This is a genomic window from Streptomyces sp. NPDC015220, from assembly GCF_043079345.1.
Classification (GTDB): domain Bacteria; phylum Actinomycetota; class Actinomycetes; order Streptomycetales; family Streptomycetaceae; genus Streptomyces.
Window position 1 is genome coordinate 312,893 of sequence record NZ_JBIBUK010000001.1, and the last position, 26,851, is coordinate 339,743.

General features: G+C 72.0%; 24 protein-coding genes and 1 riboswitch. Of the genes, 6 read left to right on the top strand and 18 right to left on the bottom strand.

Features of this window, described 5'->3' with window-relative positions; genetic code table 11:
• Nucleotides 1-272: 272 nt before the first annotated feature.
• The 6 genes from ACF061_RS01730 to ACF061_RS01755 form a co-directional block, all read right to left on the bottom strand.
• Nucleotides 273-1,415, bottom strand: coding sequence for a glycosyltransferase family 4 protein (locus tag ACF061_RS01730; protein WP_392264783.1), 1,143 nt, complete (start codon nucleotides 1,413-1,415; stop codon nucleotides 273-275).
• Nucleotides 1,416-1,547: 132 nt separating this feature from the next.
• Nucleotides 1,548-2,738 carry a hypothetical protein gene (locus ACF061_RS01735; protein WP_392264784.1) on the bottom strand — a complete coding sequence of 397 codons (1,191 nt, stop codon included), beginning with the start codon at nucleotides 2,736-2,738 and terminating at the stop codon, nucleotides 1,548-1,550.
• Between the two features lie 32 nt (nucleotides 2,739-2,770).
• A complete protein-coding gene (locus ACF061_RS01740; protein WP_392264785.1) occupies nucleotides 2,771-3,802 on the bottom strand; it encodes an NlpC/P60 family protein in 1,032 nt (343 codons plus the stop codon).
• Nucleotides 3,803-4,045: 243 nt separating this feature from the next.
• A complete protein-coding gene (locus ACF061_RS01745) occupies nucleotides 4,046-5,101 on the bottom strand; it encodes an NlpC/P60 family protein (protein WP_392264786.1) in 1,056 nt (351 codons plus the stop codon).
• 525 nt (nucleotides 5,102-5,626) lie between these two features.
• Complete coding sequence (locus ACF061_RS01750; protein ID WP_392264787.1) at nucleotides 5,627-6,976, bottom strand: NYN domain-containing protein; 1,350 nt, start codon at nucleotides 6,974-6,976, stop codon at nucleotides 5,627-5,629.
• A gap of 60 nt (nucleotides 6,977-7,036) precedes the next feature.
• Nucleotides 7,037-7,276 carry a hypothetical protein gene (locus ACF061_RS01755; protein WP_392264788.1) on the bottom strand — a complete coding sequence of 80 codons (240 nt, stop codon included), beginning with the start codon at nucleotides 7,274-7,276 and terminating at the stop codon, nucleotides 7,037-7,039.
• Between the two features lie 154 nt (nucleotides 7,277-7,430).
• Here ACF061_RS01755 and ACF061_RS01760 point away from each other — a divergent pair, with 154 nt between their 5' ends.
• Together ACF061_RS01760 and ACF061_RS01765 are read left to right on the top strand one after the other, a co-directional pair.
• A complete protein-coding gene (locus ACF061_RS01760; RefSeq protein ID WP_392264789.1) occupies nucleotides 7,431-8,234 on the top strand; it encodes a rhomboid family intramembrane serine protease in 804 nt (267 codons plus the stop codon).
• On the top strand, nucleotides 8,231-8,512 hold the full coding sequence (locus ACF061_RS01765; RefSeq protein ID WP_392264790.1) for an Lrp/AsnC family transcriptional regulator: 282 nt from the start codon (nucleotides 8,231-8,233) through the stop codon (nucleotides 8,510-8,512). The genes ACF061_RS01760 and ACF061_RS01765 overlap by 4 nt, the downstream gene beginning before the upstream one ends.
• A gap of 32 nt (nucleotides 8,513-8,544) precedes the next feature.
• Here the strand turns inward: ACF061_RS01765 and ACF061_RS01770 are convergent, their stop codons facing one another.
• The 6 genes from ACF061_RS01770 to ACF061_RS01795 form a co-directional block, all read right to left on the bottom strand.
• Nucleotides 8,545-9,933, bottom strand: coding sequence for an aminotransferase class V-fold PLP-dependent enzyme (locus ACF061_RS01770; RefSeq protein WP_392264791.1), 1,389 nt, complete (start codon nucleotides 9,931-9,933; stop codon nucleotides 8,545-8,547).
• 219 nt (nucleotides 9,934-10,152) lie between these two features.
• Nucleotides 10,153-10,269, bottom strand: a riboswitch (SAM riboswitch).
• Between the two features lie 161 nt (nucleotides 10,270-10,430).
• Nucleotides 10,431-11,495 (bottom strand): anthranilate phosphoribosyltransferase, encoded by a 1,065-nt coding sequence (gene trpD / locus ACF061_RS01775; RefSeq protein WP_392264792.1) that lies wholly within the window; start codon nucleotides 11,493-11,495, stop codon nucleotides 10,431-10,433.
• Between the two features lie 148 nt (nucleotides 11,496-11,643).
• Nucleotides 11,644-13,284 (bottom strand): cytochrome bc complex cytochrome b subunit, encoded by a 1,641-nt coding sequence (locus tag ACF061_RS01780; RefSeq protein ID WP_392264793.1) that lies wholly within the window; start codon nucleotides 13,282-13,284, stop codon nucleotides 11,644-11,646.
• Nucleotides 13,281-14,339 carry a Rieske 2Fe-2S domain-containing protein gene (locus tag ACF061_RS01785; RefSeq protein WP_392264794.1) on the bottom strand — a complete coding sequence of 353 codons (1,059 nt, stop codon included), beginning with the start codon at nucleotides 14,337-14,339 and terminating at the stop codon, nucleotides 13,281-13,283. Before ACF061_RS01785 ends, ACF061_RS01780 begins: the two co-directional genes overlap by 4 nt.
• Nucleotides 14,336-15,145 (bottom strand): c-type cytochrome, encoded by an 810-nt coding sequence (locus ACF061_RS01790; protein WP_392264795.1) that lies wholly within the window; start codon nucleotides 15,143-15,145, stop codon nucleotides 14,336-14,338. The genes ACF061_RS01785 and ACF061_RS01790 overlap by 4 nt, the downstream gene beginning before the upstream one ends.
• Nucleotides 15,146-15,207: 62 nt before the next feature.
• Nucleotides 15,208-15,828, bottom strand: coding sequence for a heme-copper oxidase subunit III (locus tag ACF061_RS01795; protein ID WP_392264796.1), 621 nt, complete (start codon nucleotides 15,826-15,828; stop codon nucleotides 15,208-15,210).
• A gap of 202 nt (nucleotides 15,829-16,030) precedes the next feature.
• On the opposite strand from ACF061_RS01795, the gene ACF061_RS01800 reads away from it, so the two are divergent.
• On the top strand, nucleotides 16,031-16,432 hold the full coding sequence (locus ACF061_RS01800; protein ID WP_392264797.1) for a hypothetical protein: 402 nt from the start codon (nucleotides 16,031-16,033) through the stop codon (nucleotides 16,430-16,432).
• 101 nt (nucleotides 16,433-16,533) lie between these two features.
• On the opposite strand, the gene ACF061_RS01805 is transcribed toward ACF061_RS01800, so the two are convergent.
• From ACF061_RS01805 to coxB, 4 genes are all read right to left on the bottom strand, one after another.
• A complete protein-coding gene (locus ACF061_RS01805; protein WP_392264798.1) occupies nucleotides 16,534-17,802 on the bottom strand; it encodes an Ig-like domain-containing protein in 1,269 nt (422 codons plus the stop codon).
• Between the two features lie 284 nt (nucleotides 17,803-18,086).
• A complete protein-coding gene (locus tag ACF061_RS01810) occupies nucleotides 18,087-18,485 on the bottom strand; it encodes a cytochrome c oxidase subunit 4 (RefSeq protein ID WP_392264799.1) in 399 nt (132 codons plus the stop codon).
• Nucleotides 18,482-20,215, bottom strand: a complete 1,734-nt coding sequence (gene ctaD, locus ACF061_RS01815) for a cytochrome c oxidase subunit I (RefSeq protein WP_392264800.1) — start codon at nucleotides 20,213-20,215, stop codon at nucleotides 18,482-18,484. Before ctaD ends, ACF061_RS01810 begins: the two co-directional genes overlap by 4 nt.
• Nucleotides 20,212-21,171, bottom strand: a complete 960-nt coding sequence (gene coxB, locus ACF061_RS01820) for a cytochrome c oxidase subunit II (protein WP_392264801.1) — start codon at nucleotides 21,169-21,171, stop codon at nucleotides 20,212-20,214. The genes ctaD and coxB overlap by 4 nt, the downstream gene beginning before the upstream one ends.
• Before the next feature lie 362 nt (nucleotides 21,172-21,533).
• Between coxB and ACF061_RS01825 the strand changes: the two genes are divergently transcribed.
• Nucleotides 21,534-22,910 (top strand): cysteine desulfurase/sulfurtransferase TusA family protein, encoded by a 1,377-nt coding sequence (locus tag ACF061_RS01825; protein WP_392264802.1) that lies wholly within the window; start codon nucleotides 21,534-21,536, stop codon nucleotides 22,908-22,910.
• 76 nt (nucleotides 22,911-22,986) lie between these two features.
• Here ACF061_RS01825 and ACF061_RS01830 read toward each other — a convergent pair whose 3' ends face one another.
• Nucleotides 22,987-23,961 carry a carbohydrate kinase family protein gene (locus ACF061_RS01830; RefSeq protein ID WP_392264803.1) on the bottom strand — a complete coding sequence of 325 codons (975 nt, stop codon included), beginning with the start codon at nucleotides 23,959-23,961 and terminating at the stop codon, nucleotides 22,987-22,989.
• 176 nt (nucleotides 23,962-24,137) lie between these two features.
• Between ACF061_RS01830 and ACF061_RS01835 the strand changes: the two genes are divergently transcribed.
• Both ACF061_RS01835 and ACF061_RS01840 read left to right on the top strand, forming a co-directional pair.
• A complete protein-coding gene (locus ACF061_RS01835) occupies nucleotides 24,138-24,350 on the top strand; it encodes a hypothetical protein (RefSeq protein WP_392264804.1) in 213 nt (70 codons plus the stop codon).
• 164 nt (nucleotides 24,351-24,514) lie between these two features.
• Complete coding sequence (locus tag ACF061_RS01840) at nucleotides 24,515-26,209, top strand: hypothetical protein (RefSeq protein ID WP_392264805.1); 1,695 nt, start codon at nucleotides 24,515-24,517, stop codon at nucleotides 26,207-26,209.
• 120 nt (nucleotides 26,210-26,329) lie between these two features.
• On the opposite strand, the gene erpA is transcribed toward ACF061_RS01840, so the two are convergent.
• A complete protein-coding gene (gene erpA, locus ACF061_RS01845; RefSeq protein ID WP_392264806.1) occupies nucleotides 26,330-26,686 on the bottom strand; it encodes an iron-sulfur cluster insertion protein ErpA in 357 nt (118 codons plus the stop codon).
• Between the last annotated feature and the right edge of the window lie 165 nt (nucleotides 26,687-26,851).

Below are 26,851 nucleotides of genomic sequence, written 5' to 3' on the forward strand. Positions count from 1 at the left end.
GAGCTCCGCGTGTCAGGCAGCTCCACATGCCGGGGCCCCGCGTGTTCGGCGGGCCCATATGTCGGGAGCTCCGCGTGTCAGGCAGCTCCACATGTCGGGAGCCCCGCGTGTCCGTGGGGCCCGCGTGTCCGGGGCCTTCACGGATCCGGCAGCCCGTGTGCCGCAGGGCCGCCGGGGACCAGCGGCCTCGTGGCCCCGGCGGCGTGTCCGTGCGGCCGTCTCACCTGTCCGGCGCTCTCCTCCGCCCTGCCGCCGTGCGGTGCGGCGGCCCGCTACAGGAGTCCCCGGAGCCGATCCGCCAGCAGGTCCCAGCGCCACTTCTCCTCCACCCACCGCCGGCCCCGCTCCCCCATGCGCCGGCGCAGTTCGGCGTCGCCCAGGAGCACGGCGACGCGGTCGGCGGTCTCCTCGGGCGAGTCGCCGCGCACGACCCAGCCGGTCTCGCCGTCGAGCACCGCGTCGGGCGCGCCGCCCGAGTCCCCGGCGACGACCGGCAGCCCGGTCGCGGACGCCTCCAGGTAGACGATGCCGAGCCCCTCCACGTCGAGGCCGCCGCGCCGGGTGCGGCAGGGCATGGCGAACACGTCGCCGACGCCGTAGTAGGCGGGCAGGTCCGCCCAGGGCACCGCGCCGGTGAAGCGCACGGCCCGGGCCACCCCGGTCCGTGCCGCCAGCCTGTGCAGGTCGCTCTCGTACGGGCCGCCGCCGACGATGAGCAGCACCGTGTCCGGTTCGGCGGCCAGGATCCGCGGCATGGCCCGGATCAGGGTGTCCTGCCCCTTGCGCCGGACCAGCCGCGAGACGCAGACGACCACCGGCCGGTCGGCGAGCCCGAGCGTGGCCCGCAGTCCGGCGCCGCCCGACCCCGGGTGGAAGGTCTTCTCGTCCACCCCGGGCGGCAGCCGCACCATGCGCGCCGCGGCGGCGGGCGAGAGCGCGCGGGCGATCCGGGACCGGGTGTACTCGCCTAGGTAGGTGATCGTGTCCGTGGACTCCCCGATGCTGTGCAGCAGTCGACGTGCGCCGGGCAGCAGCGCCCACCCGGCCTCGTGACCGTGGGTGGTGGCCACCAGCCGCTCGGCGCCCGCCCGTCTCAGGGCCGGGGCCATCAGCCCGAGCGGGGCCGCCGCGCCGAACCACACCGACGTGCAGCCGTGCTCCCGCAGCAGCCGCGTGGCGCGCCGGGTCGTCTCCGGTGTCGGCAGCAGCATCGTCGTGGGGTCCCGTACGACGGTGAAGGGCTGCTCGGCGTCGAAGGCGGCCGTCGCCGCGCGGCCTTCCGCGCTCCGCTTCCAGGTGGAGGCGTAGACGACCAGCCGATCCGGGTCGAGACGCAGTGCCATGTTGTGCAGGAAGGCCTGGATGCCGCCGGGCCGGGGTGGGAAGTCGTTGGTCACGACGAGGGTCTTGCGCATCGTCGTGACCCTATCGAATTCAGCCACCACCGCATGGGTTCGGCCACGCGTTCCCGTCCGGCCCCGCTCCCGTGGTCCGGGCACCGGCGGCCGGTGACCACGGGACCGGGCAGGACACGGGCCGGCCGCCGCTCACCCCAGTTGCGCCCGCAGGTACTCCCGCCACCGGTCGGTGAACTCCTCCAGGGTCGTGCCCAGCACCTCGCGCAGCGCGCCCTCGACCGCGCCCGCCCGCTCGCCGTGCGCGCCGACGGCCCGGTAGAACGCTTCCAGCCGGTCCTCGCCCCAGTGCGCGGCGATCATCCGGCAGGCCAGCCAGCCGCCCTCGTAGGCCCGCGCGAGGCGGGCCGCGTCCCCGGCGAAGCCGAAGTCCCCGTCGGCGGGCAGGGCGGTCGGCACGCGGCCGCCGGACACCGCGCGCTGGAGTTCCGGCGCGACCTGCTCGGGGGTGCGCCCGGCGCCGCGGTAGCCCACCCAGTCGGCGTAGCCCTCGGAGAGCCACAGGGGGGTGGCCGCGTCGGTGTGGGCGCGGGTGGCGACGTGGGTGGTCTCGTGGGTCAGCACGACCTGCTTGCCGAGCGGTCCGAGCACGCCGTACGCGTCCGGGTTGACGATGATCCGGTCCGCGGGCCCCCGGTCCCCGCCGCCCGTCTGGCCGGTGGTGACGGCGGCGATCCCCCGGTAGTCGGCGGCGGGCGCGCCGAGCAGCGCGGCCATCCGGTCCAGGGAGCCGGGCACCAGCACCACGACCCGGCGGCTCCAGTCCGTGCCCCACGCCCGCGAGACCGCCGGCACCGCGCGGTCGGCCAGGCCCGCGTAGCCGCGCAGGGAGGCGTCGCTCTGCCCGGCGCCGAGGACGATGCTGTGCGCGCCGCGGACCACGGTCACCGGGCCCTGGTCCCACAGTTGCTGGGCGGACTTCCGCGCGGGCCGGTCGGAGGTGACGTACCACTTGCCGTCGGCCGTGGTGGACAGGGTAAGAGTACGGCCCACGGTGACGGGCGCCTTGTCGTAGCCGGTCACCCGGTAGCGCAGCTCGGCGTCGGCGGTGGCCGTGCCGGCGCCCCGGCGCAGCGCGGTCACCCGGTAGGACCAGGCGTCGAAGGGCACTGCCTTCAGGGCGGCGTACGGCGCCCGGGCGCCGGTGGCCGCGTACGCCGCCGGGTCGTGGTGCAGGACCGCCGCGGCCCGCAGGTCGAGGAGCTGCTGCACCTGGCGCCGGGCGGTGTCGGCCGGCGGGTGCCCGCCGCACGCGGTCAGTGATGCCAGCAGCAGGCACGCCACCGCCGCCGAGGAGCCCGACAACCGCCTTCGACCAGCCATTTCCCGATCGTACGGTGGGAGGCGGGCGCCCGTCAGACCCTGGTGACCGAGGACACCGGCATCATGTTCACCGGGTCGTAGCGCACGGGGGCGCCCGGGTAGGGGGCGTGGATCACCCGGCCGTGGCCCACGTACATCGCCACGTGGCCGGCGTCGGACCGGTAGACGACGAGGTCGCCTGGCCGGGCCTGGGAGAGCGGGACGCGCCGGCCGGCGTACCGCTGTTCCTGCGAGGTGCGCGGCAGCCGCACCCCGGCCTGCCCGTACGACCACTGCATCAGGCCCGAACAGTCGAAGCCCGAGGGCCCGTTGGCACCCCAGACGTAGGGGCGGCCCAGTGCGGAGCGGGCGGCGGCCACGGCGGCGGCCGCCCGGGCCGAGGCGGCCGGACCGCCGTCGAGGCCGGGCAGGAAGGCGTCGCGGCCGAAACGGGAGGTCCGGCCGTAGGCCGCCCGCTCGGCCGGGGAGAGGGAGTTGAGCAGCTTCCGGGCGCGGGCCAGTTTCCGCTCCACGGTGTGCTTGTGGGAGAGCACCGCCGTGCGGCTCCTGCGCAGCTCGACGAGGGCGCGGGTGGCCTCCGTGCGCTCCTGGGCGAGTTCACGCAGGGCGGTGCGCAGGGCCCGCAGTTCCTCCGCCTGGTGCGCGCCGATCCGGTCGAGCGTGGCCGCCTTCTCCAGGTAGTCGGCCGGGTCCCGGGCCAGCAGCAGGGCGACGGACGGGTCGAGGCCGCCGGAGCGGTACTGCGCCCCGGCGACGGAACCGAGCTGGTCGCGCAGGGTGTTGACGCGCTGCTGCCGCCGGGCGATGCGGTCCTGCGCGTCGCGCACCTGACGGCGCAGCACTCCGGCGTGCTCGGCGGCCCGGTCGTAGGACTCGGTCGCCTTCTCGGCCTCCTGGTAGAGCCGGTCCACCTCGGTACGGGCGTCACCGTGCGGCGCGGCGGCGGAGGTCGCCGGCAGGCTGCCGAGGGCGGCGGCCGCGACGGAGAGCACGGTGACGGCCGAGCGCGTGGCGCCGGCGCTCCGGACGGACCCGGACGGTGCAAGGCGACGATGGGACCCCACGGGAAGCCGAACTCCCTCCACTGGCGGACGCGGACCGTTTCCCCGCCGTCGGGGGGCGGTGCGCCCCGGCGGCGGGGAAACGCGGCAGACAGTAGCCGCGCGGACCCGCGCCGGCCAAAGGGACTTTGTCCCGCGCACAGCACGGCGCCCCGCCTCCGACACAGGTCAGGGGCGGGGCGGGGGGTCGGCGGAAGCCGTGGCGATTCGCCCGTTCGGGCGGACGGCCGCTCTCCGGCGGGTCCGTCAGACGCGGACGCCGAACATGAACGGGCCGCCGATGGTGCTCATGGACTCGTAGCGGACGACCGTGCCGGTCCGCGGGGCGTGCAGGATCTGGCCGTTGCCCGCGTAGAGCCCGACGTGGTGGATGTCGTTGAAGAAGAACACCAGGTCGCCGACCTGGAGCTGGCTCTGCGAGTAGATGCGCGTGCCGATGTTGGCCTGCGCCTCCGAGGTGCGGGGGATGGACACGCCGGCCTGGGCGTAGGCCCAGGAGGTCAGGCCCGAGCAGTCGAAGGAGGACGGTCCGGTGGCGCCGTAGACGTACGGGGTGCCGATCTTGCTCTGGGCGGCGGAGAAGGCGGCGCCGGCCCTGCCGGAGGCGTGGGAGGAGGCGGGCGGGGCCGTGGGGTCGCTCAGGGCGGCGCGCTCGCTGGCGCGGCTGGCGCGGCTCTGCTCGGCGGCGAGCTGCGCCTTCTCCTGCGCGGTGAGGGAGTTGAGCAGCTTCTGCGCCTCGGCGAGCTTGCCCTGGACCTGCTTCTTCTTGTTGCCCAGTTCGGTGCGGGTGGCGGCGAGGTCCTTGAGCTTGGCGGTGGCCTCGGCACGGTCCTGGGCGAGTTCGCGCTGCTTGTCCTGGATCTTCTTCAGCGCGTCGGCCTGCTGGCCGCTCAACTGGTCGAGCGTGGAGGCCTTGTCCAGGTAGTCGTCCGGGTGCGAGGAGAGGAAGAGCTGGAGCGAGGCGTCGATGCCGCCCGAGCGGTACTGGCCGGCCGCGAGCGAACCCAGGCTGTCACGCAGCTTGTTGAGGTCCTGCTGACCGCGGGCGACGTTGTCCTGGATGGTGGAGATCTCCTTCTGGAGCTTCTCCTGCTTCTCCTTGGCCCCGTTGTACTTCTCGGTGGCCTGCTCCGCCTGCTCGTAGAGCTTGTCGACCTTGGACTTGACCTCGTCCTTGCTCGGCTTCGCGCTGGGCGCGGCGTTGGCTGCCTGTGCGCTGATCGCGACGGCTGCTGCGGCTGCTGTGGTGAGCACGGTCACACGTGCGCGGCTGGGCTGTCTGGGTCGACGGTGGGACGCCACGGAAGCGAGCTCCTTCTTCTGAGTGATCACCCGCTCGGAGGTTCGAGGCCGACCCTAGTGACCTCATCGTGATTAATTCAAATCCCACAGCAGAAAATCCTGTCGCGCAACACGTTTCCTTGCACGTAACTCACAAGAAGTGAAGTCAGGTTGACGCTACGTCGCGCACCACTGCCGCCAATTCGGGCATAAAGGGCCTGCGTTGGTATTGCGGCGGAACTGCCTTATGCCCGTTTCCGGCCGCTCGTCCCCGATCGCCCGATCCCGGTCGGGCGATCCGCTCGCCCGCTCGCGAACGCCCGCCTCGGCCGCACGCCCCACTCCCTGCCGCGGGCGCACGGCCGTCCGCTCCTCCGGCACGCCCCCTCGCACCTCCGGCCCGCCCGCATCGGCCGCCGGCTCCCAGCCGTGCGGGAAGCGCCGTCGCGCGGCGTCAGCCGCGTGGGAATCGCTTCACGGCATCGCCGACGCGAGAAGCACCGTCGCGCGCCCCCCGGGCCGCGCGGGAAGCGCCGTCGCGCGGCGTCAGCCGCGCGAGAGGCGCTTGAGCAGCATCGCCGACGCCACCGGCCGCGCGCCCGCCTTGGCGACCCCGTCGGCCACCTCGCGGTCGGTCGAGGCGACGATGACCGGCCGGCCGGGCGGCTCGGCGCGCACCAGCTGGCGGATCAGCTCGTCCGCCGTGACGCCCGGCTTGGAGAACAGCACCCGGATCCCGCGCGGCGGCGCCAGCAGCACCGGCGCCGCCAGCTCGGCCCCGTCGAAGACGCAGGTGACCTCGGCCCCGGTCTGCGCGGCCAGCTGCGAGAGCTGTCCGAGCAGCCTGAGCCGCTGCTTCTCCAGCGGCATCTGGGGATAGCCGGTCTTGGTGACGTTGTAGCCGTCGACGACCAGGTGCGCCTGCGGCAGCGCCAGCAGCTGGTCGAGGACGGCCGGGTCGTGCTCGGACAGGGCGCGGGCGGCGATGTCCTTGGGGGTCATCCGCCCCGGCTCGACCGCGTCCACGGTCTCGGCGGGCCGTACGGACACCGGCGGCAGCGCCAGCTCCCGGCGCAGCCCCTGGGCCGCGTCGAGCACGGTGTCCAGCAGCAGCCGCACCCTCATGTCCTCCACGCTGCGCCCCTCGCGGGCCGCCCGGCGGGTGGTCTCCAGGGCGGACTCCGCCTCGGCCAGGCGCGCCTTGAGCCGCCGGGTCTCGCTCTCGGCGGCCGACACCTGCGTCTGGCCCTCGGCGCGCGCGGCCTCCGTCTCGCCGCGCGCCCTGCGCAACGCCGCCTCGCCGCGTTTGACGTCGCTGAGCGCGGCGCGCAGCTTGCGGTGCAGCGACTCGGTCTCTTTCCTGGCCGCGTCCAGTTCGGCGCGCAGCCGTTCGGTCTCCGTGCGGGTCTGCTCGCGGGCCGCCGCGAGATCCGCGCGCAGCCGTTCCAGCTCGGCGCGGCTCTCCTCGTCGGCGCGCTCGGCGTGGGCCCGCTGGACCTCCTCGCCGGCGGCGGTCACCAGCTTCACCCAGCCCGCCGGCCGCAGTACGTAGGCCGCGGCCGCCACGTCGAGCGGGTCCGCGGCCGGGGGCGGGGAGCAGGAGTCCAGCGCGTCGGACAGTTCCGGCTGGTCCTCCCTGAACTTCTCCCCGACCCGCTGCCGGAACAGGGGGTCGCTCTCCAGCGCCGCCGCCATCGCGTTGCCCGCGAACTTCGCCCGGCGGTTGGGGGCGAACCGGGCGTACTGCCGCAGCTGGGCCGGCAGCTCGCCGACGGTCAGCCGGCCGAAGGCGTCGGCCACGATCTGCACGACCCGGCGGCGCACGCCGTCGGGCAGCGGACGGTCGAGCACCTCAGCGGCGCCGTCGCCCGGCTCCCCGCCTCGTGTCTCCGCCATCCGTCACCCCAATGCCTAGCCCGGCCCCCCGGGGGGCCGCCTGTGCGGGAACCGCTCCGCTCAGGAGCCGGCGCCCGGCCTGTCCACGAGTTCCACCTGGTCCAGTGCGTTGCACCAGCGGCAGCGCACCGACTCGATGGTCTCACTGACCACTTCGCGCTCCTCGACCGTGGGTTCGCCGGCCAGATCGAGGTGGACGTACTCGACGACCTTCGACGAACGCGTCACGTCGAAGCGGGTGAGGTTGCCGCAGAGGGTGCAGCGCCACCGCGTCGTGGCGGTCGGCGGGGGAACCGTCATCGTGGCCGCTCGCTTTCTTCTCGTGTCCGTGACGCGCCGGCCTTCCCGGGCGTTGGCTCGTAACCCTACGGCCTGCCGGGCACTCGCCGCCCGGGTGTCCACGGCGGCGAGGCGGTCCGTGCCGATGCGTCCCGTTACGCCATGCTCTGTGCACATGACCAGCTACAGGAACACGGTGGCCGTCCGGACGGTCAGGGCCCTCAGGGCGGTGCGGACGACGCCGGCGCCGGTCACCTCCGCCCTCATCGCCCTGTGCTGCCTGGTCTTCGTGATCGGTCCGGCAGCCGGTCTCGATCCGGCCCACGGCACCGGAGAGGGGCTGCTGCGCGCCCAGCGGGCCTACTTCCGGCGGTGGGGCGTGATCCCCGCCGACCTGTTCGCCGGCTCGCCGCGGGCCGCCCTCACTCCCGCCACGGCCCTGTTCGTGCACGGCGGCTGGGTGCATCTGCTCGGCAACATGCTCTTCCTCCACGTCTTCGGGGCGATGACCGAGGAACGCATGGGCCGCGTCCGGTTCACGCTGTTCTACGTCGGCTGCGGCTACCTCGCCCTGCTGGGCTACGCCGCCGCCCACGCCACCTCCGAGCAGACCCTGGTGGGAGCCTCGGGGGCGATCTCCGCGGTCCTCGGCGCCTTTCTCTACCTGTTCCCCCGGGCCCGGGTGACAAGTGTGCTGCCCTTCCTGTTCTTCCTGCCGCTGCGGCTGCCCGCGTGGATCGTGCTGCCGTTCTGGGCGGCCCTGCAGTGGCTGGGGGCCGGCCGGGCCACCCAGGGCCCCGGCGTGGCCTACCTGGCCCACGTGGTGGGTTTCGGCCTGGGCTTCGCCTACGCCTGGGCGCGGTTCGGGAGGGGGCGGGCGCCGCGGCGCCGTCCCGGCGGGGCGGCGGCCGCGGACGGACGGGAGACTAGAGTGAAGTCCGCCCCTGCTCCGGCCCCCGAGGGAGAGAACCAGCCGTGATCACCGCGATCGTCCTCATCAAGACCAGCGTGGACCGGATTCCCGAGATCGCCGAGCGGATCGCCGCGCTGGAGAGCGTGAGCGAGGTCTTCTCCGTCACCGGGACCTACGACCTGATCGCCATGGTGCGGGCGGGCCGGCACGAGGACCTGGCGGAGATCATCCCGGGCCGGATCAGCAAGATCCCCGGTGTGGAGGCGACGGACACGCACGTCGCGTTCCGCACCTACTCGCAGCACGACCTGGAGGCGGCGTTCGCGATCGGACTGGACTCCTGACCGCCTGAACACCGCCTCCGTGGGCCGTCGGGTCACACCGCGGGGACGCAGCGGCCGTCCTCGGTGCGGTACCGCCACTTCGCGCCGTCGCGGACCAGCTCCCGCACCGCCGTCACGAAGCGTTCGACGTGCTCGTCGGGGGTGCCGGCGCCGAAGCTGACGCGGACGGCGTTCAGCGACCTCTCCCCCGGCGCGGCCTCGGGGGCGCCGCACTCGCCCTGGGCCTGCGGGTCACCGCCGAGCAGCGTGCGCACCAGCGGATGGGCGCAGAACAGTCCGTCGCGCACGCCGATGCCGTACTCGGCGGAGAGCGCGGCGGCGAAGTGCGAGCTGTTCCAGCCCTCGACGACGAACGAGATCACCCCGACCCGCGGGGCGTCGTCCCCGAACAGCGACAGCACCCTGACCTCGGGCACCTCGGCGAGCCCGGCGCGCACCCTGCCGATCAGGTACCGCTCCCGGGCCACGAGGGCGTCGAAACCGGCCTCCGTCAGCGCCTTGCAGGCCGAGGCGACGGCGTAGGCGCCGATGACGTTCGGGGAGCCGGCCTCGTGGCGGGCGGCGTCCTGGTGCCACTCGACGTCCACTCCCCCGTCGGCGCGCCGGCCGACCCTGCGGCTCGCGCCGCCGCCGGCCAGGTACGGCTCGGCCTCCCGCAGCCAGTCCGCGCGGCCCGCCAGCACGCCGGCGCCGAACGGGGCGTAGAGCTTGTGGCCGGAGAAGGCGACCCAGTCGACGTCGAGATCCGTCACCGACACCGGGTGGTGCGGGGCGAGCTGGGCGGCGTCCAGGACGATCCGGGCGCCGTGCGCGTGGGCGACCGCGGCCAGCTCCCGTACCGGCCACAGCTCACCAGTGACGTTCGAGGCGCCGGTGACGCAGACCAGCGCCGGGCCCTCGGGGTGCTCCCCGTCCGGGCGGCCCGGCTCGCGGTCGGCGAGGGCCCGCTCCAGGGTCGCCACGGCCTGCTCCGGGGTGCGCGGGGCGTCGAGGTACGTCACCCGCGCGTCGCGCCACGGCAGCAGCGAGGCGTGGTGCTCGGTCTCGAACACGAACACCCGGCAGCCGGCGGGCAGGGCGCGGGCCAGCAGGTTGAGGGAGTCGGTGGTGGACCGTGTGAACACCACCTGGTCCTCCGCCCGGCAGCCGAGGAACTCCGCGACCGTCCGGCGGGCGTTCTCGAACAGGTCGGTGGAGAGCTGGGAGAGGTAGCCTGCGCCGCGGTGGACGCTGCCGTAGTACGGCGCGTACGCCGCCACGTCGTCCCAGACCCGCTGGAGGGCGGGGGCGCTGGCCGCGTAGTCGAGGGCGGCGTAGGGCACCGTGCCACCGGTCACCAGCGGCACGGTGACATCCCGTCCCAGAACGGGCAGCGGGGCGCGAACGGAACGGTCGGCGGCGGCGGCGATGGAGACAGACATGGGGGAACTCCCGTGCGAGCAGGCTGAATTCACCGCGCGAGCGGCCGTTTCACGGGTACGGTCGACGATCCGGTCGCGGCTGCGGCTCGGCGCGGGGAAAAGGTGAAAGGGGATACGCGGAGGCGGGGCTCTGCGGCCCTAGCGCATTCGCTTGCTCACGGAAGGCTCCCTCGTACGACCAGGACCCCTGGCCCCACGCTTTCCGAGAAGCGTGCGAGGGGTCCGCGCTTGCCGTAGACCTCGCTGCCTACGACCTGGTCTTCACCCGGGGCACCCCGCCACGGACGGAGGGTTGCCGGACAGCCGGCCGGGGCCACATGGCTGTCACTCATGACCTGGACAGGAACGTACGCGAAGTGATCGCGGTCCCGCAACCCGTGTCCGGATCGCGGGACCGCGCGCTCGCACGGCCCGTCGGGCGCCGCCCGGCGGGCCGTGCCGGGCCGGGGCGTCAGGCACCGGGGCCCTCGGGCCCGGCGGACGCCCTCGCGGGGGCGCTACGCGTTGCTGGCCGCCACCCAGCGGTCCAGCGTGCGCCCGGCCGCACCGCTGTCGATCGACTCCGCCGCCCGCTCCATCCCGGCGCGGATGCGTTCCACCAGCGTCCCGGAGCCCGGCTCCAGGGCCACCAGGGCCGCCGCCGAGTTCAGCAGCACGGCGTCGCGCACGGGGCCCCGCTCGCCGTCCAGCAGCCGGCGCGCGACCTCGGCGTTGTACGAGGCGTCGGCGCCGCGCAGCGCCTCCACCGGCACCAGCTCAAGACCGACGTCCCGCGGGTCGAAGGTCTCCTCGGTGACCCGGCCGTCCTGGACCACCCACACCCGGGAGGTGGCGGTGGTGGTCAGCTCGTCGAGGCCGTCGTCGCCCCGGAAGACCAGGGAGGAGTTGCCGCGCTCGGCGAAGACGCCCGCCACGATCGGCGCCTCGTGGGCCACGGCGACGCCGACCGCCTGCGACCTGACCTTGGCCGGGTTGGTCAACGGGCCCAGCAGGTTGAACACCGTCCGGATCCCCAACTGACCGCGGGCCGCGCCCACATGGCGCAGTGCCGGATGGAACTTCACCGCGAAGCAGAAGGTGATGCCGGCTTCCTCGGCGACCTCCACCACCCGCCGCGGGGTCAGGTCGAGGTTGACGCCCAGCTTCTCCAGCACGTCGGACGCTCCGGAGGCGGAGGAAGCGGCCCGGTTGCCGTGCTTGACGACCTTCGCGCCCGAGCCGGCGACGACGATCGACGACATGGTGGAGATGTTCACCGTCTTCGCGCCGTCGCCGCCCGTGCCGACGATGTCGACGGTGGCGCCGGGCACCTGGATCACGTTCGCGTGCTCGTACATCGTGCGGACGAGCCCGGTGATCTCCTCGACGGTCGCGCCCTTGGCCCGCAGCGCCACCGCGAACCCGGCGATCTGGGCGTCCGTCGCCTCGCCGCCCATGATCCTGTCCATGGCCCAGGCGGTGTCGTCGGCGGTGAGGTCCCGCCGCTCCAGCAGGCCGTTCAGCAGGGCGGGCCAGGAACGGGCCGCCGCGGTGTCGCCTCCAGCGGGGGTCACAGCGCTCATAAGCCGCTCCTGGGTCGGTGTCCCGGCCCGCGGGACACATGTCTCGAACAGGTACCACCCTATCCAGCCCCGGGCACCGCGAAGGGCCCCGTCCGGGGTTCGGACGGGGCCCTTCGACCGTGGCGTGGCGACGCTCAGGGTTCAGTGATCAGTGGTGGCCGTGGCCACTCGTGATCTCCTTGTACTCCTCGACAGTCGGCTTCGGGATCTGGTTGTCCTCGCCGTAGTAGGCGTTGCTGAGCTTGGCGCGCAGCTTCGCCGTACCCGCGACCTTGCGCTCGACACCGTTCTCGTCGACCGTCGGGCCGATCTCGACCGGCTCGTACTGCGTGTGGGCCGTCAGGGTGTAGAGCTGCTCCTGGCTGAGCGGCTCGTGGACCTCGATGAACTCGCCGTGCGGCAGGCGCTTGATGATGCCCGACTCGCGGCCGTGCAGCACCTTGTCCTTGTCCCGGCGCTGGAGGCCGAGGCAGATCCGCTTGGTGACGACGAACGTGACCACCGGCGCCACGAAGAACGCGATGCGCACGAACCAGGTGATCGCGTTGATCGACAGGTGGAAGTGGGTGGCCCACAGGTCGTTGCCACCGCCGACCAGCAGCACGAAGTACCAGGCGATCCAGGCGGCGCCGAAGGCCGTACGGGTCGGGACGTTGCGCGGACGGTCCAGGATGTGGTGCTCGCGACGGTCACCGGTGACCCAGGCCTCGATGAACGGGTAGAGCGCGATGGCCGCGAGGACCACGCCGAACAGCGCCAGCGGGATGAACACGCCCAGGACCAGGGTGTGGCCCCAGAAGTTGATCTCCCAGCCCGGCATGGCGCGGATCAGACCCTCGGCCATGCCCATGTACCAGTCGGGCTGGGCGCCGGTGGACACCTGGTCCGGCCGGTAGGGGCCGATGGCCCAGATCGGGTTGATCTGCGCGATCGCCGCGATGGCCGCGATGGCGCCGAAGACCAGGAAGAAGAAGCCTCCGGCCTTGGCCATGTAGACCGGCAGCAGCGGCATGCCGACGACGTTGTTGTTGGTCTTGCCGGGACCCGCGAACTGGGTGTGCTTGTGGTAGAAGACCAGGATCAGGTGGCCGACCACCAGGCCGAGCATGATGCCCGGCAGCAGCAGGATGTGGATCGAGTAGAACCGGGCCACGAAGTCGTGACCGGGGAACTCGCCGCCGAAGAGGAAGTACGAGATGTACGTGCCGATGATCGGCACGGACAGGATCGCGCCCTCCATGAAGCGGACACCGGTGCCGGAGAGCAGGTCGTCCGGGAGCGAGTAACCGGTGAAGCCGGTGAACATGCCCAGGACGAACAGCAGGAAGCCGAACAGCCAGTTGACCTCACGCGGCTTGCGGAACGCGCCGGTGAAGAACACGCGCATCATGTGCACGAACATGCCGGCGAGGAAGATCAGCGCGGCCCAGTGGTGGATCTGCCGGATGAGCAGACCACCGCGCACCTCGAAGGAGATGTGCAGGGTCGAGTTGAACGCCTCGCTCATCAGCTGTCCCTGGAGCGGGACGTAGCTGCCGTGGTAGACCACCTCGTTCATCGACGGGTGGAAGAACAGCGTCAGATACACACCCGTGAGGATGATGATCAGGAAGCTGTAGAGGCAGACCTCACCCAGCATGAACGACCAGTGGTCGGGGAAGATCTTGCGCATGTTGGCCTTGGCCAGGCTGTAGATGCCCAGCCGGCCGTCGGCCCAGTCGGCGAGCTTCTCGCCGGCCGGTGCCTTCCCGCGCGAGCGGGTCGGCTCGTTGCTCGCTGAAGTACTCATCCGCGCTCCCAGAATGCAGGACCGACGGGCTCCTCGAAGTCGCCGAGCGCCTGGAGGTAACCCTCACTGTCCACGCCGATGCGCAGCTGCGGCAGGGCGTGACCGGCGGGACCGAAGATCACTCGGGCTCCGTCGGAGAGGTCGAAGGTGGACTGGTGGCACGGGCACAGCACGTGGTGCGTCTGCTGCTCGTACAGGGAGATCGGGCAGCCCACGTGGGTGCAGATCTTCGAGTAGGCCACGACACCCTGGTGGGACCAGTCCAGCTCGCGCTTGTCCTTGATGTTCTCCGGCTGGAGCCGGACGATCATCAGGGCGGCCTTGGCGATCTCGGTCTGGAAGTCCTCGTTCGCCTCCTCCAGGCCGTCGGGCTTGGCGAAGGTGAGAGAACCGACCTGGACGTCCTCGGGACGCAGCGGCAGGTTGGTGTTCATGTTCACCAGGCGCTTGCCCTTGGCCCACATCGTGTGCCGGAGCGTCTCCTTGGGCAGCGGGCCCAGGTCGCGCAGCAGGAACAGACCGGAGAACGGCACCAGCGTGAGCGCGCCCAGCATGGTGTTGCGGATCAGCGGCCGGCGGCCGATCGCGGACTCCTTGGCACCCTGCTTGAAGTCCGCGTGGACCTTCGCACGGACTTCGGGCGACGCCTCGATCGGGTGACGCTCGTCGGCGACCTCCGCGTCCGACATCAGCGTGCGCGCCCAGTGGACCGCGCCCGCGCCGATGCAGAACAGCGCCACGCCCAGCGTCAGGCCCAGCGCGAAGTTCATCGCGCTGATGTGCCCGAGCGGCCAGACGTAGATCGACTTGTCGTTCGGGATCGCCACGTAGGAGACGATGAAGCCGATGGTGGCCAGCATCGACACCGTGAACAGCATGGCGACGACGCGCTCGGACCGCCTGGCGGCCCGCTCGTCGACGTCCTGGATCCGGTGCTCGTGCGGCGGCAGGCCCGGGTCGGCGAACGGGTTCTTCTCGTCCGCGACGCCTACGGCGCCGTGCGCCGTGCCCTGCTCTGCGGGCAGGTTCTCTTCTGGAATGTCTTGGCTACTCATGACTTCTTGGCCTTTGCGGTCCGGGCGGCGACCCACACGGCGACGGCGATCAGCGCGCCGAGTCCGAAGATCCAAGCGAAGAGACCCTCACTGACCGGCCCGAGGCCGCCCAGCTCGAGACCGCCGGGGTTCTCCGTCTTGTCGCTGTTGACCGCGTTCAGGTACGCGATGATGTCCTTCTTGTTCTTCTCCGACATCGTGGTGTCGGGGAAGGAGGGCATGTTCTGCGGGCCGGTCTGCATGGCCTCGTAGATGTGCTTCGGCTGAACGCCCTCGAGGTCCGGGGCGAACTTGCCGTGCGTGAGCGCACCACCCTTGCCGGTGAAGTTGTGGCACTGCGCGCAGTTGGTGCGGAACAGCTCACCGCCCTTGGCGATGTCCGCGCCCTCCGGGCTGTACTGGTTCTTCGTCGGCACGGCGGGACCGGCGCCCAGGGAGGCGATGTACGCCGCCAGCTGGTCGATCTCGGCCTGGGTGTAGATGACCTTCTTGCGCGGGATCTGCGCGCCCGGCTGCTGTGCCGGCATGCGGCCGGTGCCGACCTGGAAGTCGACTGCCGCCGCGCCCACGCCCGCGAGGCTCGGACCGTCAGTGGTGCCCTGACCACCCTTGCCGTGGCAGCTTGCGCAGCCGACCTCGTAGAGCTTCTTGCCCTCCTCGATGGTGAGGGACTGGGCGGAGTCGTCGGCCTTCGCCTTGCTCGCGGGCGCGAACGCGGTGTACAGCCCCCCCGTGGCCGCCAGCGCGAGAAGTAGGACGACGACCGCCGCCAGCGGATGGCGTCGTCGTGCGGAGAGCTTTTTCACGGATTACCCCGGTGTCAGGATCTTCTGCGTCGATGCAATGCGGACTTGGATCGGTTCGTCGGCTACTTGATCAGGTAGATCGTGGCGAAGAGGCCGATCCAGACGACATCGACGAAGTGCCAGTAGTAGGACACGACGATGGCCGCGGTCGCCTGCTCGTGGGTGAACCTCCGGGCCGCGTAGGTGCGGCCGAGGACCAGCAGGAAGGCGATGAGACCGCCCGTCACGTGCAGGCCGTGGAAGCCGGTGGTCAGGTAGAACACCGAGCCGTACGGGTCGGAGGACAGGGAGAGCCCGTCCTCCTTCACCAGGCTGGTGTACTCGTAGATCTGACCGCCGATGAAGATCGCACCCATGATGAAGGTGAGGATGAACCACCCCCGGAGCTTCTTCACGTCACCGCGCTCCGCGGCGAAGACGCCGAGCTGGCAGGTGAGGGAGGAGAGCACCAGGATCGTGGTGTTCGCCGACGAGAAGGGGACGTTGAGGTGGTCCGCCATCTCCTTCCAGTGCGCCGGACCCGTCACCGATCGCAGGGTGAAGTACATCGCGAAGAGGGCCGCGAAGAACATCAGCTCGGAACTCAGCCAGATGATGGTTCCGACGCTGGTGAGGTTCGGCCTGTTGACCGACGGGTGCGCGTGCCCGGTTTCTACTGTCGTTGCTGTCGCCACGACCGACATTATGTCGGTCGCTTATCCCGCCCTCACTCCGGGGGGTGCCGTTCGGAGTGTCTGGGGGGTGTGTCCAGCCCGTATGGCCCATCGAAGACGTGTTCCAGGCGGTGTTGACCACGAGTCGGGAGGAGTAGCATCCGCGCCATCGGTACCCGGAAGTTCCCGATGAGTTCCCGACCAATGCTGTTCTGAGATGCGTGGAGGAACAATGCAGGCGACCGCCACGGTGCTGGTCTACAGCGACGACGCAGGCACCCGGGAGCAGGTCCGGCTGGCCACCGGCCGCAGGCCGGCCCAGGACGCGCCCGTCGTGGAGTTCCTGGAGTGCGCCACGCCCGCCGCGGTGCTCAAGGAGCTGGACAGGGGCGGGATCGACGTCTGCGTCCTGGACGGCGAGGCCGTGCCCATGGGCGGCATGGGACTGTGCCGGCAGATCAAGGACGAGGTGTTCCGGTGCCCGCCGGTGCTGCTGCTCATCGGCCGGCCCCAGGACGCGTGGCTGGCCACCTGGAGCCGGGCCGACGCGGCGGTGACGCTGCCGGTGGAGCCGGTGGAGTTCGCCGCCGCGCTGGCGGGGCTGCTGAGGAAGAAGGCGCTGGCGGGGGCCTGACGGCTTGGGACGGCCCGGTCCCGCGGCTCCGGGCCGCGCGCACACGAGGCGGGGGCCGCACACCGGTGCGGCCCCCGTTCCCTGCTCCCGGGTGGGTCGCCTCAGAGGCTCATCGGGCGCAGTACGGCCGTGTCCGTCCGGGTACCGGCGCCCTGGGCACCGCCGTGCAGGGCGCTGCCCTGCTGCCACTTCTGCCAGGCCAGGTTCCAGTCGCCGAAGCCGTTGTCGAAGGTCTCCATCGGCCGGCCGTTGGAGTTGACGACCTGGACGATGTCGCCCTCGTGGACGAAGTCGAAGAACCACTTGGCGTTGGGGGTGCTCATGCCGGTGCAGCCGTGGCTGACGTTGGCCATGCCCTGGGAGCCGACGGACCAGGGGGCGGCGTGGACGAACTCCCCGCTCCAGGTCACCCGGGCGGCGTAGTACACCGACAGGTCGTAGGAGTCCGACGAGCCCGCCGCGATGCCGATCGTCGAGCTCTTCATCCGCACGAGGTACTGCTTGGCCAGGATGACCTTGACGCCGTTGCGGGTCTCGAAGCCGGGCTTGCCCGTGGTGATGGGGATCTCCTTGACCTTCTCGTCGTTCCGGTACACCGTCAGCCGGTGCGCGGCGGCGTCGGTGACGGCGACGACGCGGTCGCCGGTGGTGAGGGTCAGCGGCTTGGCGGCGCCGCCCCACAGCCGGTCGCCGATCCGGATGTTCTCCAGGTCGCTGCGGACCGCGACGGTGGCGTGGGCGGGCCAGTAGCCCTTGGGACGGTAGTGCAGGTGCTTGTCGTCCACCCAGTACCAGGAGCCCTGCACGGCGGGCGTGGACTCGACCCGCAGGCCGCGCTCCACGACGGTGCGCTGGGCCTTGTCCTTGACGGGCTGGTCCAGTTCGGCCGTGATGGGCTGTCCGACGCCGTAGGTGCCCGCGTCCGGCCCGAACTTCACGTTCAGGTGCTTCTGGGCGGTGGGCTTGCTGGTGTCGAAGGTGAGGACCTTGCGGCCTGGTGCGCCGTCGTCGTCCTCCGTGCTCACCGTGACCGTGTAGTGGGTGCCCGCGGCCAGCGCCGAGGTGCTGTGCCAGCGGCTGCCGTCGGCGGCGAGCTCACCGGAGACGTGACGGCCCGTGGAGTCCGTGGCCGTGACGTCCGTGATGCGTCCGTCCGAGCTCTCGGCGGTGACCACCAGGGGCTTGTCCGGATCGGCCTTCTTCCCGGCGTCCGTGGGACCGCTGAAGGAGATCTCGTCCGCCGCGTCGTACGGGGTGGCGGCCAGCGGGTTGCCGCCCGGGCCGCAGGCGGTGGCGCCCGCGCCGAGGGCGGACACCAGCAGGGCGCAGCTGACGACGGTGCGGGTACGCGTGCGCGGAGTGGTGCTCATGGCATCACGCTAGGTAGCTCCGTCAACTTCGGCGCGATAAATCGACCGTTCGGGCGACGCTCGTCCGGCTCCCGTACACGGCTGCGGCGGGCTGCCGTGCGGCCGTGGGGGCGGCTCCCGTACGGCCGCGGAGGGCTGCCGTGCGGTGGCCGGCGTACGGCGTCGGCGGCTGCCGTGCGGTGCGCGGTGAGACCGCTGTGCGGCGGGAGGACGAGGAATGGGGCGGAGAACGAGGAACCCGGGCCCTCCCTGCGGAGGGCCCGGGTTCCCGGGTGTTCAGCGTGTCACTGGGTGCGGTTCTCACCGCGGTAGTACTCGAAGACCCAGCCCCACAGCCCGATCAGGACGAGCGGGGCGCCGAAGTACAGCAGCCACCAGCCGAGCGCCACGCCGAGGAAGGCGAGCGCGCCGCCGACGCCGAGGGCGAGCGGCTGCCAGCTGTGCGGGCTGAAGAAGCCCAGCTCGCCGGCGTCGTCCGCGACGTCGGCCTCCTTGTTGTCCTGAGCGCCGGCGTCCACCCGCTTGGCCGTGAAGCCCAGGTAGAAGCCGACCATGATGCTCAGGCCGAAGGACAGGAAGAGAGCGGTGGTGCCGGCAGGCTCCTTCGACCACACGCCATAGACGATGGCCATGACGAGGAGGAAGACGCTCAGCCAGATGAACATCTTGCCCTGGATCTTCACTTGCCGGCCTCCTTGCCACCAGCGAGGGCCTTCTCACCGTGACCGGCGTTCTCGAGCTGGTCGAGCGCGGCGATCTCCGGGTGGTGCAGGTCGAACGCCGGGGATTCACTGCGGATCCGCGGCAGGGTGAGGAAGTTGTGCCGCGGCGGCGGGCAGGAGGTCGCCCACTCGAGCGAGCGGCCGTAGCCCCACGGGTCGTCGACGCCGACCGGCTTGCCGTACTTGGCCGTCTTCCAGACGTTGTAGAAGAACGGCAGGATCGACAGGCCGAGCAGGAAGGAGAAGATCGTCGAGATCGTGTTCAGCGCGGTGAAGCCGTCGGCCGCCAGATAGTCGGCGTACCGGCGCGGCATGCCCTCGGCGCCCAGCCAGTGCTGGATCAGGAAGGTGCCGTGGAAGCCGATGAACAGCATCCAGAAGGTCATCTTGCCGAGTCGCTCGTCGAGCATCTTGCCGGTGAACTTCGGCCACCAGAAGTGGAAGCCGGAGAACATCGCAAAGACGACGGTGCCGAAGACGACGTAGTGGAAGTGGGCCACCACGAAGTACGAGTCGGAGATGTGGAAGTCCATCGGCGGCGAGGCCAGGATGACGCCGGTCAGACCACCGAAGGTGAAGGTGATCAGGAAGCCGGTCGCCCACAGCATCGGTGTCTCGAAGGACAGCGAGCCCTTCCACATGGTGCCGATCCAGTTGAAGAACTTCACACCGGTCGGTACCGCGATCAGGAAGGTCATGAAGGAGAAGAACGGCAGCAGCACACCGCCGGTGACGTACATGTGGTGGGCCCACACGGTCACGGACAGACCCGCGATGGCGATGGTCGCGCCGATCAGGCCCATGTAGCCGAACATCGGCTTGCGGGAGAAGACCGGGATGACCTCGCTGATGATGCCGAAGAACGGCAGCGCGATGATGTACACCTCTGGGTGTCCGAAGAACCAGAAGAGGTGCTGCCACAGCAGGGCTCCGCCGTTGGCGGCGTCGAAGACGTGGGCGCCGAACTTGCGGTCGGCCTCCAGCGCGAACAGGGCCGCGGCCAGGACCGGGAAGGCCAGCAGGACCAGCACCGCGGTCAGCAGCACGTTCCACACGAAGATCGGCATGCGGAACATGGTCATGCCCGGCGCGCGCATGCAGATGATCGTGGTGATGAAGTTGACCGAGCCGAGGATCGTGCCGAAGCCGGAGAAGGCCAGACCCATGATCCACATGTCGCCGCCGATGCCCGGCGAGTGCACCGCGTCCGAGAGCGGCGCGTAGGCGAACCAGCCGAAGTCGGCCGCGCCCTGCGGGGTGAGGAAGCCGCCCACCGCGATCAGCGAGCCGAACAGGTACAGCCAGTAGGCGAACATGTTCAGCCGGGGGAAGGCCACGTCCGGGGCGCCGATCTGCAGCGGCATGATCCAGTTCGTGAAGCCGGCGAACAGCGGCGTCGCGAACATCAGCAGCATGATCGTGCCGTGCATCGTGAACGCCTGGTTGAACTGCTCGTTCGACATGAACTGCAGGCCAGGACGGGCCAGCTCGGCGCGCATGATGAGCGCCATCACGCCGCCGATGCAGAAGAACGCGAACGACGTGACCAGATACAGCGTGCCGATCGTCTTGTGGTCAGTGGTCGTCAGCCACTTGATCACCACGTTGCCGGGCTGCTTGCGCCGCACCGGCTGTGCGCTCTCGTAAGAGCCCTCAGCCGCGGCGCCCTGAGGTTCGTTGAGGATGCTCACAGGTTGTTCGTCTCCCGGTTCTTCTCGTGGCTCGTCTGCGCGATGCCGGCGGGAACGTAACCGGTCTGCCCCTTCTTAGCGAGGTCCTTGAGGTGCTGCTCGTAACGGTCCGGCGAGACGACCTTCACGTTGAACAGCATCCGGGAGTGGTCCTGGCCGCAGAGCTCGGCGCACTTGCCCCGGAAGGTGCCCTCCTGGTTGGGGGTCACCTGGAAGGAGTTGGTGTGGCCGGGGATGACGTCCATCTTCATGAGGAACGGCAGCACCCAGAAGGAGTGGTTGACGTCCCGAGAGGTGAGGATGAAGCGGACGGTCTTGCCCTTGGGCAGCCACAGGGTCGGGCCGGGGTTGCCGTTCTGCGGGTTCCGCGTGCCCGGCGTGCCGTAGTCGTAGACACCGCCGGCGCTCGCCGGGAAGTCCTTCTTGAACCGGTCCGGAATGGCCAGCAGGTTCTTGTCGGTCTTCGCGTCACCGGTGGAACCCGCGACGGGCGCGACGTAGTTGAAGGCCCAGCTCCACTGGTAGCCGACGACGTTCACCGTCACGTCGGGCTTCTTGGATTCGTCGAGGAGCTTCGACTCGTCGCGGGCCGTGAAGTAGAAGAGCACCGAGACGATGATGAGCGGGACGACCGTGTACAGCGCCTCGATGGGCATGTTGTACCGGGTCTGCGGAGGGACCTCGACCTTGGTGCGGCTGCGCCGGTGGAAGAAAGCACTCCACAGGATCAGACCCCACACCAGCACGCCGACCGCGATCGCGGCCGCCCAGGAGCCCTGCCACAGGGAGAGGATCCGCGGAGCCTCTTCCGTGGTCGGGGTGGGCATACCCAGCCGGGGGAAGTCCTTGTATGTGCAACCGGTTGCGGTCGCCAGGACCAGGCCCGCAGTCAGTGCCTGCAGCAGCTTCCGCCGCATCGGGCGCCGCGGCGAGCGGTCGGAGCCGTTGGGACTCACGTAGCGCCTTCCCGAGAGTCTCGCCCGCGCGGTTGGCTGCGGCCTGCCTTCTCGCTGGTCGGTCGCCGCCCTGCGTCGGGCAGGGGTTTGGATGTTTATGCGGACCAAACCCTACTGGACGCCTTCCGGCGGGTCGCGGGGAGGGTGCCATACGCGCCGCGGGTCACCCTGAAGGGGTGGGATGCCCCCCGCTGGGCAGATATGTGACGGGGGTTGAGGCGTCCGGGGCACCCGCGCGTCCGTCCGCGCGACGGCTCGGCGGAACCGGTGCGTCCGCCCGCGCGACCGCCGCGATCCGGTGGGGGCCCGCCGCGCGGTTCCCCGCGCCCCTCCCGTGTCCCGGCAGGTCGTAGCGTTGCCGTGTGGTCTACTTCGACGCTGCTTCAGCCGTTCCCCTGCACCCCGTGGCCCGGCAGGCCCTCCTCGCCTCCCTGGACGAGGGCTGGGCCGATCCCGCGCGTCTCCACAAGGAGGGGAGGCGGGCGCGGTTGCTGCTGGACGCGGCCCGGGAGGCGATGGCCGAGGCGGTGGGGTGCCGGGCCGACGAGCTGAGCTTCACCGCCTCCGGCACCCGGGCCGTGCACACCGGGGTCGCGGGGGCGCTCGCCGGACGGCGCCGCGTCGGACGTCACCTGATCGTGTCAGCCGTCGAACACTCCTCGGTGCTCCATTCGGCCGAGGCCCACGAGGCGGAGGGCGGGACGGTCACCCGGGTCCCGGTCGACCGCGGGGGCTCGGTGGACGTCGTGTCGTACACGCAGGCGCTGCGGCCGGACACCGCGCTGGCCTGTCTCCAGTCGGCCAACCACGAGGTGGGCACCGAGCAGCCGGTGGCGGAGGTGGCCGGGGCGTGCCGGGCGGCGGGCGTGCCGCTGCTGGTGGACGCCGCCCAGTCGCTGGGCTGGGGCCCGGTGGCGGGCGACTGGTCGCTGCTGACGGCGAGCGCGCACAAGTGGGGCGGGCCGTCGGGGGTCGGGCTGCTCGTCGTGCGCAAGGGGGTGCGGTTCGCGGTCCGGGGGCCGGTGGACGAGCGGGAGTCGGGCCGGGCGGCGGGGTTCGAGGACATTCCGGCGATCGTGGCCGCGGCGGCGTCGCTGCGGGCGGTGCGGGCCGAGGCGGCCGGGGAGGCGGCGCGGCTGCGGGAGCTGACGGAGCGGATCCGGGCCCGGGTGCCGCGGCTGGTGCCGGACGTGGAGGTGGTGGGCGATCCGGTCCGCCGGCTGCCGGGCGTCGTCACCTTCTCCTGTCTGTACGTCGACGGGGAGGCGCTGCTGCACGAGCTGGACCGCGAGGGCTTCTCGGTCTCCTCCGGTTCCTCCTGCACGAGCAGCACACTGACGCCCAGCCACGTGCTGCGGGCGATGGGGGTGCTGAGCGAGGGCAACGTACGGGTGTCGCTGCCGCCGGGAACCGCCGAGGAGGACGTCGAGCGGTTCCTGGCGGTGCTGCCGGGGGCGGTGGCCGGGGTGCGGGACAAGCTCGGGGCGCCCGCCCCGGCGGCGGCCGCGCGCCGGGCGGAGCTGGTGCTGGACGCGCTCGGCAAGCGCTGCCCGATCCCGGTGATCGAGCTGGCCAAGGTCATCGGGGACGTCCCGGTCGGCGGCACGGTGCGGGTCCTGGCGGACGACGAGGCGGCGCGGCTGGACATCCCGGCGTGGTGCGAGATGCGCGGACAGGAGTACGTCGGCGAGGAGCCGGCGGACCAGGGCTCGGCCTACGTCGTCCGCCGGCTCGCCTGACGGAGCCGGTCGCGGGAGCCGTGGGGCGCGCCCCGGGCGGGGCGCGCCGGCTCGGACCGGACGCGGGGTCCGGGCGTCAGGCGAGGTGGGCGCGGACCTCGCGGGCCGCGTCGTCGCCGTAGGCCTTGGTGAAGCGCTCCATGAAGTGGGCGCGGCGCAGCTGGTACTCCTGGGTGCCGACGGTCTCGATCACCAGGGTGGCGAGCATGCAGCCGACCTGGGCGGCGCGCTCCAGGTCGACGCCCCAGGCGAGGCCGGAGAGGAAACCGGCGCGGAAGGCGTCGCCGACGCCCGTCGGGTCGGCCTTGCGCTCCTCGTCGGGGCAGCCGACCTCGATCGGGTCCTCGCCGACCCGCTCGATGCGCACGCCGCGGGCGCCGAGGGTGGTCACCCGGTGGCCGACGCGGCCGAGGATCTCGGTGTCGGTCCAGCCGGTCTTGGTCTCGATGAGGCCCTTCTCGTACTCGTTGGAGAACAGGTACGTCGCGCCGTCCAGCAGCGTCCGGATCTCCTCCCCGTCCATCCGGGCGATCTGCTGGGAGAAGTCGGCGGCGAACGGGATGGAGCGCGAGCGGCACTCCTCGGTGTGCCGGAGCATCGCCTCGGGGTCGTCGGCGCCGATCAGCACCAGGTCCAGGCCGCCGACCCGGTCCGCGACGGCCTTGAGCTCGATGAGCCGGGCCTCGCTCATCGCGCCGGTGTAGAAGGAGCCGATCTGGTTGTGGTCGGCGTCGGTGGTGCACACGAAGCGGGCGGTGTGCAGGGTCTCGGAGATGCGGACCGAGGCGGTGTCGACGCCGTGCCGGTCCAGCCAGGCGCGGTACTCGCCGAAGTCGGAACCCGCGGCGCCCACCAGGACCGGTTCGGAGCCGAGCTGACCCATGCCGAAGGCGATGTTGGCCGCGACCCCGCCGCGCCGCACGTCCAGCTGGTCGACGAGGAAGGAGAGCGAGACCGTGTGCAGCTGGTCCGCGACGAGCTGGTCGGCGAAACGGCCGGGGAACGTCATGAGATGGTCGGTGGCGATGGAGCCGGTGACTGCGATACGCACGGCGTGGACTCTCCTGCGGTAAGAGGGGCGCGCGTCAGCGCTCATTGGACGGGGGGTGGGACACGGCACGGCGGTTCGAGAGTTCACGCTACCGGGTCGAGACGAACGGTGAAGAGGGCGAAACTACCCGATAGTAGATCTTTCTGGGGCACCTGTGGCGTGTTTACGGTACGTCCATGACGAACCTCAGGACCCATGCCGCCCCCGCTCCGGCCGACGGCGACGACGACCTGGCCGAGCTGCGCGGGGACTGCGCCCGGATGGCCCCCCACTGGGCGGCTCCCGCTCCGCGTGCCGCCCGGCCGGTGCCGCCCTCCCGCATCCACGGGGTGTCCGTGCCGGCCTCCTCCGCCCGGCTGCTGGACGCGATGTCGGACTACGGGGACTGAGCGACCGGCGCGCGGGAGGGGAGCGGGAGGGGAACCGTGCGCTCCCCCGCCACGTCCCATCGCCGTCCTCCGTGAGGAGGACGCGGGACACGACCCGCCGCCCGGCCGCATCGTCGGGGCCGGGCCGGTCCCGGGGACCGACGCGCAGCCGAAGGAGCGATGCGGTGGACACCGAGCGACCCGACCACGACGACGCGGCCGAGGCCGCGCCCACGGGCACCCCCGCGGGCGGCGCCCAGAAGCCCTCGGGACGGCCGGGGGCACCGGGGCCCGAGGTCGCGCGGGAGACCGGCGGGCCGGACGGCACGGCCGCGGCCGGAACCGACGCCGGCCCCGAAGCCGCGACCGGGACCGGGCGGAAGCAGGGGGGCGGGGGCTGGTTCGGCCGGCGGCGGTCGCCGCTGGCCGCCGTGTCGGTCGCCGCCGCCGTGCTGCTGGTGGGGGGCGGCGGGGCGTATCTGGCGACGGGCGCGTCCGGCGGCGGTACGGAGCCGGTGGCGTCCGACGGGAACGGCACTCCCCCGCCGCTGGTCCTCGACGACTCCCCCGGGGCGAGCACGGGCGGCACCGGCGGCACCGGCGGCATCGCACCGGGCGAGCCGAACCCCTACGGCGTCACCTACCGGGCGGCCGGCCCGCTGCCCACCGGTCCCGGGTCGGCGCCGGTGTACGCGGCGCGCGGCGCGGTCTCCCGGGACGAGGTGGCCCGGCTCGCACGGGCGCTCGGCGTCGAGGGCACGCCGGTGGCCGACGCGCAGGCGTGGCGGATCGGGGCCGGGAAGGACGGGGCGGGCCCGCTGCTGCGGGTGAACCGGCAGGCGCCGGGGGGCTGGACGTTCAGCCGGTACGCGCCGGGCACCGACGACTGCAAGGGCGTGCTGTGCGCGCACGACCCGGGCACGCCCGCCGTCCACCCGGTGAGTGCGGCGGCCGCCCGGAAGGTGGCCGCGCCGGTGCTCGAGGCCGTGGGCCAGGACGACGCGAAGGTGGACGCGAGCCGGACCATGGGCGCCCAGCGGGTCGTCGACGCCGATCCGCGGATCGGCGGACTGCCCACCCACGGCTGGACGACGGACCTGGTGGTGGACGCCCAGGGCGAGTTGGTCGGCGGCAGCGGGCAGCTGAAGGCGCCGGTGAAGGCGGACACCTATCCGGTGCTGGGCGCGCGGGAGACGCTGGAGCTGATGAACGCGGCTCCCCGCACCGACCACCGCATGGGCATCGGCGGCTGCGCCGATCCCGTACCGCTGAAGGACCGCCTGGAGGCGCCGTGCGGCACGGCCGCCCGGGGCGACGCCCGGGGCGACGCCCTCACCGTCGAGACGGCCGTGTTCGGTCTGGCCTCGCACTTCTCGGACGGGCGGCGGACGCTGGTGCCCTCCTGGCTGTTCCAGGTGCGCGCGGCGGCCGGGGGGGACGGCTTCACGGTGGCGTATCCGGCCGTCGCCCCGGAGTACCTGGCCGGGGCCGCCACCGCGTCGGCGACGCCGTCCGGGCGGCCCGAGCCGCGGCCGAGCGGTTCGGCCACCGGCGCCCCGGTGACCCGGGAGGTGCCGGTGACGGGCTACCGCGCCCGGGGCGACGGTCTGACGGTGACCTTCGAGGGCGGTGTGTGCTCCGACTACGGGACGGCGGTGCGGCAGGGCTCCGACCGGGTGACGGTCACGGTGACCGAGACCCGGTGGCCGGACCGGGTCTGCATCGAGATCGCCAGGGTGTACCACCGGACGGTGCGCCTGGACCGGCCGCTCGGCGAGCGCGAGGTGGTCGGGCCGGGCGGGGCCCCGGTCCCACCGGAGCGGGCCGGCTCCGGGCTGCCCGGCTCGCCGCCGGCCGATGACGGCCGGCCCGTCGGGTGAGCGCGGGGCCGGGGCGCGTGCGGCCCGGCGCACACGGAAGGCGGCGGCCCCTGGAAGGGGGCCGCCGCCTTCTCCGTCAGGTCCCGCCGGGCGCCTCGCGCGAGTCCGCCCGGGTCCCGGTCAGCTGAAGGAGTCGCCGCAGGCGCAGGAACCGGTCGCGTTCGGGTTGTCGATCGTGAAGCCCTGCTTCTCGATGGTGTCCACGAAGTCGATGGTGGCGCCGCCCAGGTACGGGGCGCTCATGCGGTCGGTGACGACCTTGACGCCGTCGAAGTCCTTGACCACGTCGCCGTCGAGGGAGCGCTCGTCGAAGAAGAGCTGGTAGCGCAGGCCGGAGCAGCCGCCGGGCTGGACGGCGACACGCAGGGCGAGGTCGTCACGGCCTTCCTGGTCCAGCAGGGCCTTGACCTTCGACGCGGCGGCGTCGGTCAGAACGATGCCGTCGGTGACGGTGCTGGTCTCGTCCGATACGGACATCTACATCTCTCCCGGGTTGTACGGAGACTGCTTGCCGACGAGTGCAACCGGCAAGGCCGCGGATTCATTCCGGGCCGAGCACTTGCTTCGTTTTCTCTTGTCCATGCTCGTCCCCTTCATGCTCGCACACGGGCGCCGGGGCGGACAGCGCCCCGCGGGCGGGCG

Bases quoted from the DNA above. Each gene is read 5' to 3' on its own strand.
- ACF061_RS01730 (WP_392264783.1), bottom strand. From the start codon at position 1,415: ATGCGCAAGACCCTCGTCGTGACCAACGACTTCCCACCCCGGCCCGGC.
- ACF061_RS01735 (WP_392264784.1), bottom strand. From the start codon at position 2,738: ATGGCTGGTCGAAGGCGGTTGTCGGGCTCCTCGGCGGCGGTGGCGTGC.
- ACF061_RS01750 (WP_392264787.1), bottom strand. From the start codon at position 6,976: ATGGCGGAGACACGAGGCGGGGAGCCGGGCGACGGCGCCGCTGAGGTG.
- ACF061_RS01755 (WP_392264788.1), bottom strand. From the start codon at position 7,276: ATGACGGTTCCCCCGCCGACCGCCACGACGCGGTGGCGCTGCACCCTC.
- ACF061_RS01760 (WP_392264789.1), top strand. From the start codon at position 7,431: ATGACCAGCTACAGGAACACGGTGGCCGTCCGGACGGTCAGGGCCCTC.
- ACF061_RS01770 (WP_392264791.1), bottom strand. From the start codon at position 9,933: ATGTCTGTCTCCATCGCCGCCGCCGCCGACCGTTCCGTTCGCGCCCCG.
- trpD (WP_392264792.1), bottom strand. From the start codon at position 11,495: ATGAGCGCTGTGACCCCCGCTGGAGGCGACACCGCGGCGGCCCGTTCC.
- ACF061_RS01780 (WP_392264793.1), bottom strand. From the start codon at position 13,284: ATGAGTACTTCAGCGAGCAACGAGCCGACCCGCTCGCGCGGGAAGGCA.
- ACF061_RS01785 (WP_392264794.1), bottom strand. From the start codon at position 14,339: ATGAGTAGCCAAGACATTCCAGAAGAGAACCTGCCCGCAGAGCAGGGC.
- ACF061_RS01795 (WP_392264796.1), bottom strand. From the start codon at position 15,828: ATGTCGGTCGTGGCGACAGCAACGACAGTAGAAACCGGGCACGCGCAC.
- ACF061_RS01800 (WP_392264797.1), top strand. From the start codon at position 16,031: ATGCAGGCGACCGCCACGGTGCTGGTCTACAGCGACGACGCAGGCACC.
- ACF061_RS01805 (WP_392264798.1), bottom strand. From the start codon at position 17,802: ATGAGCACCACTCCGCGCACGCGTACCCGCACCGTCGTCAGCTGCGCC.
- ACF061_RS01835 (WP_392264804.1), top strand. From the start codon at position 24,138: ATGACGAACCTCAGGACCCATGCCGCCCCCGCTCCGGCCGACGGCGAC.
- erpA (WP_392264806.1), bottom strand. From the start codon at position 26,686: ATGTCCGTATCGGACGAGACCAGCACCGTCACCGACGGCATCGTTCTG.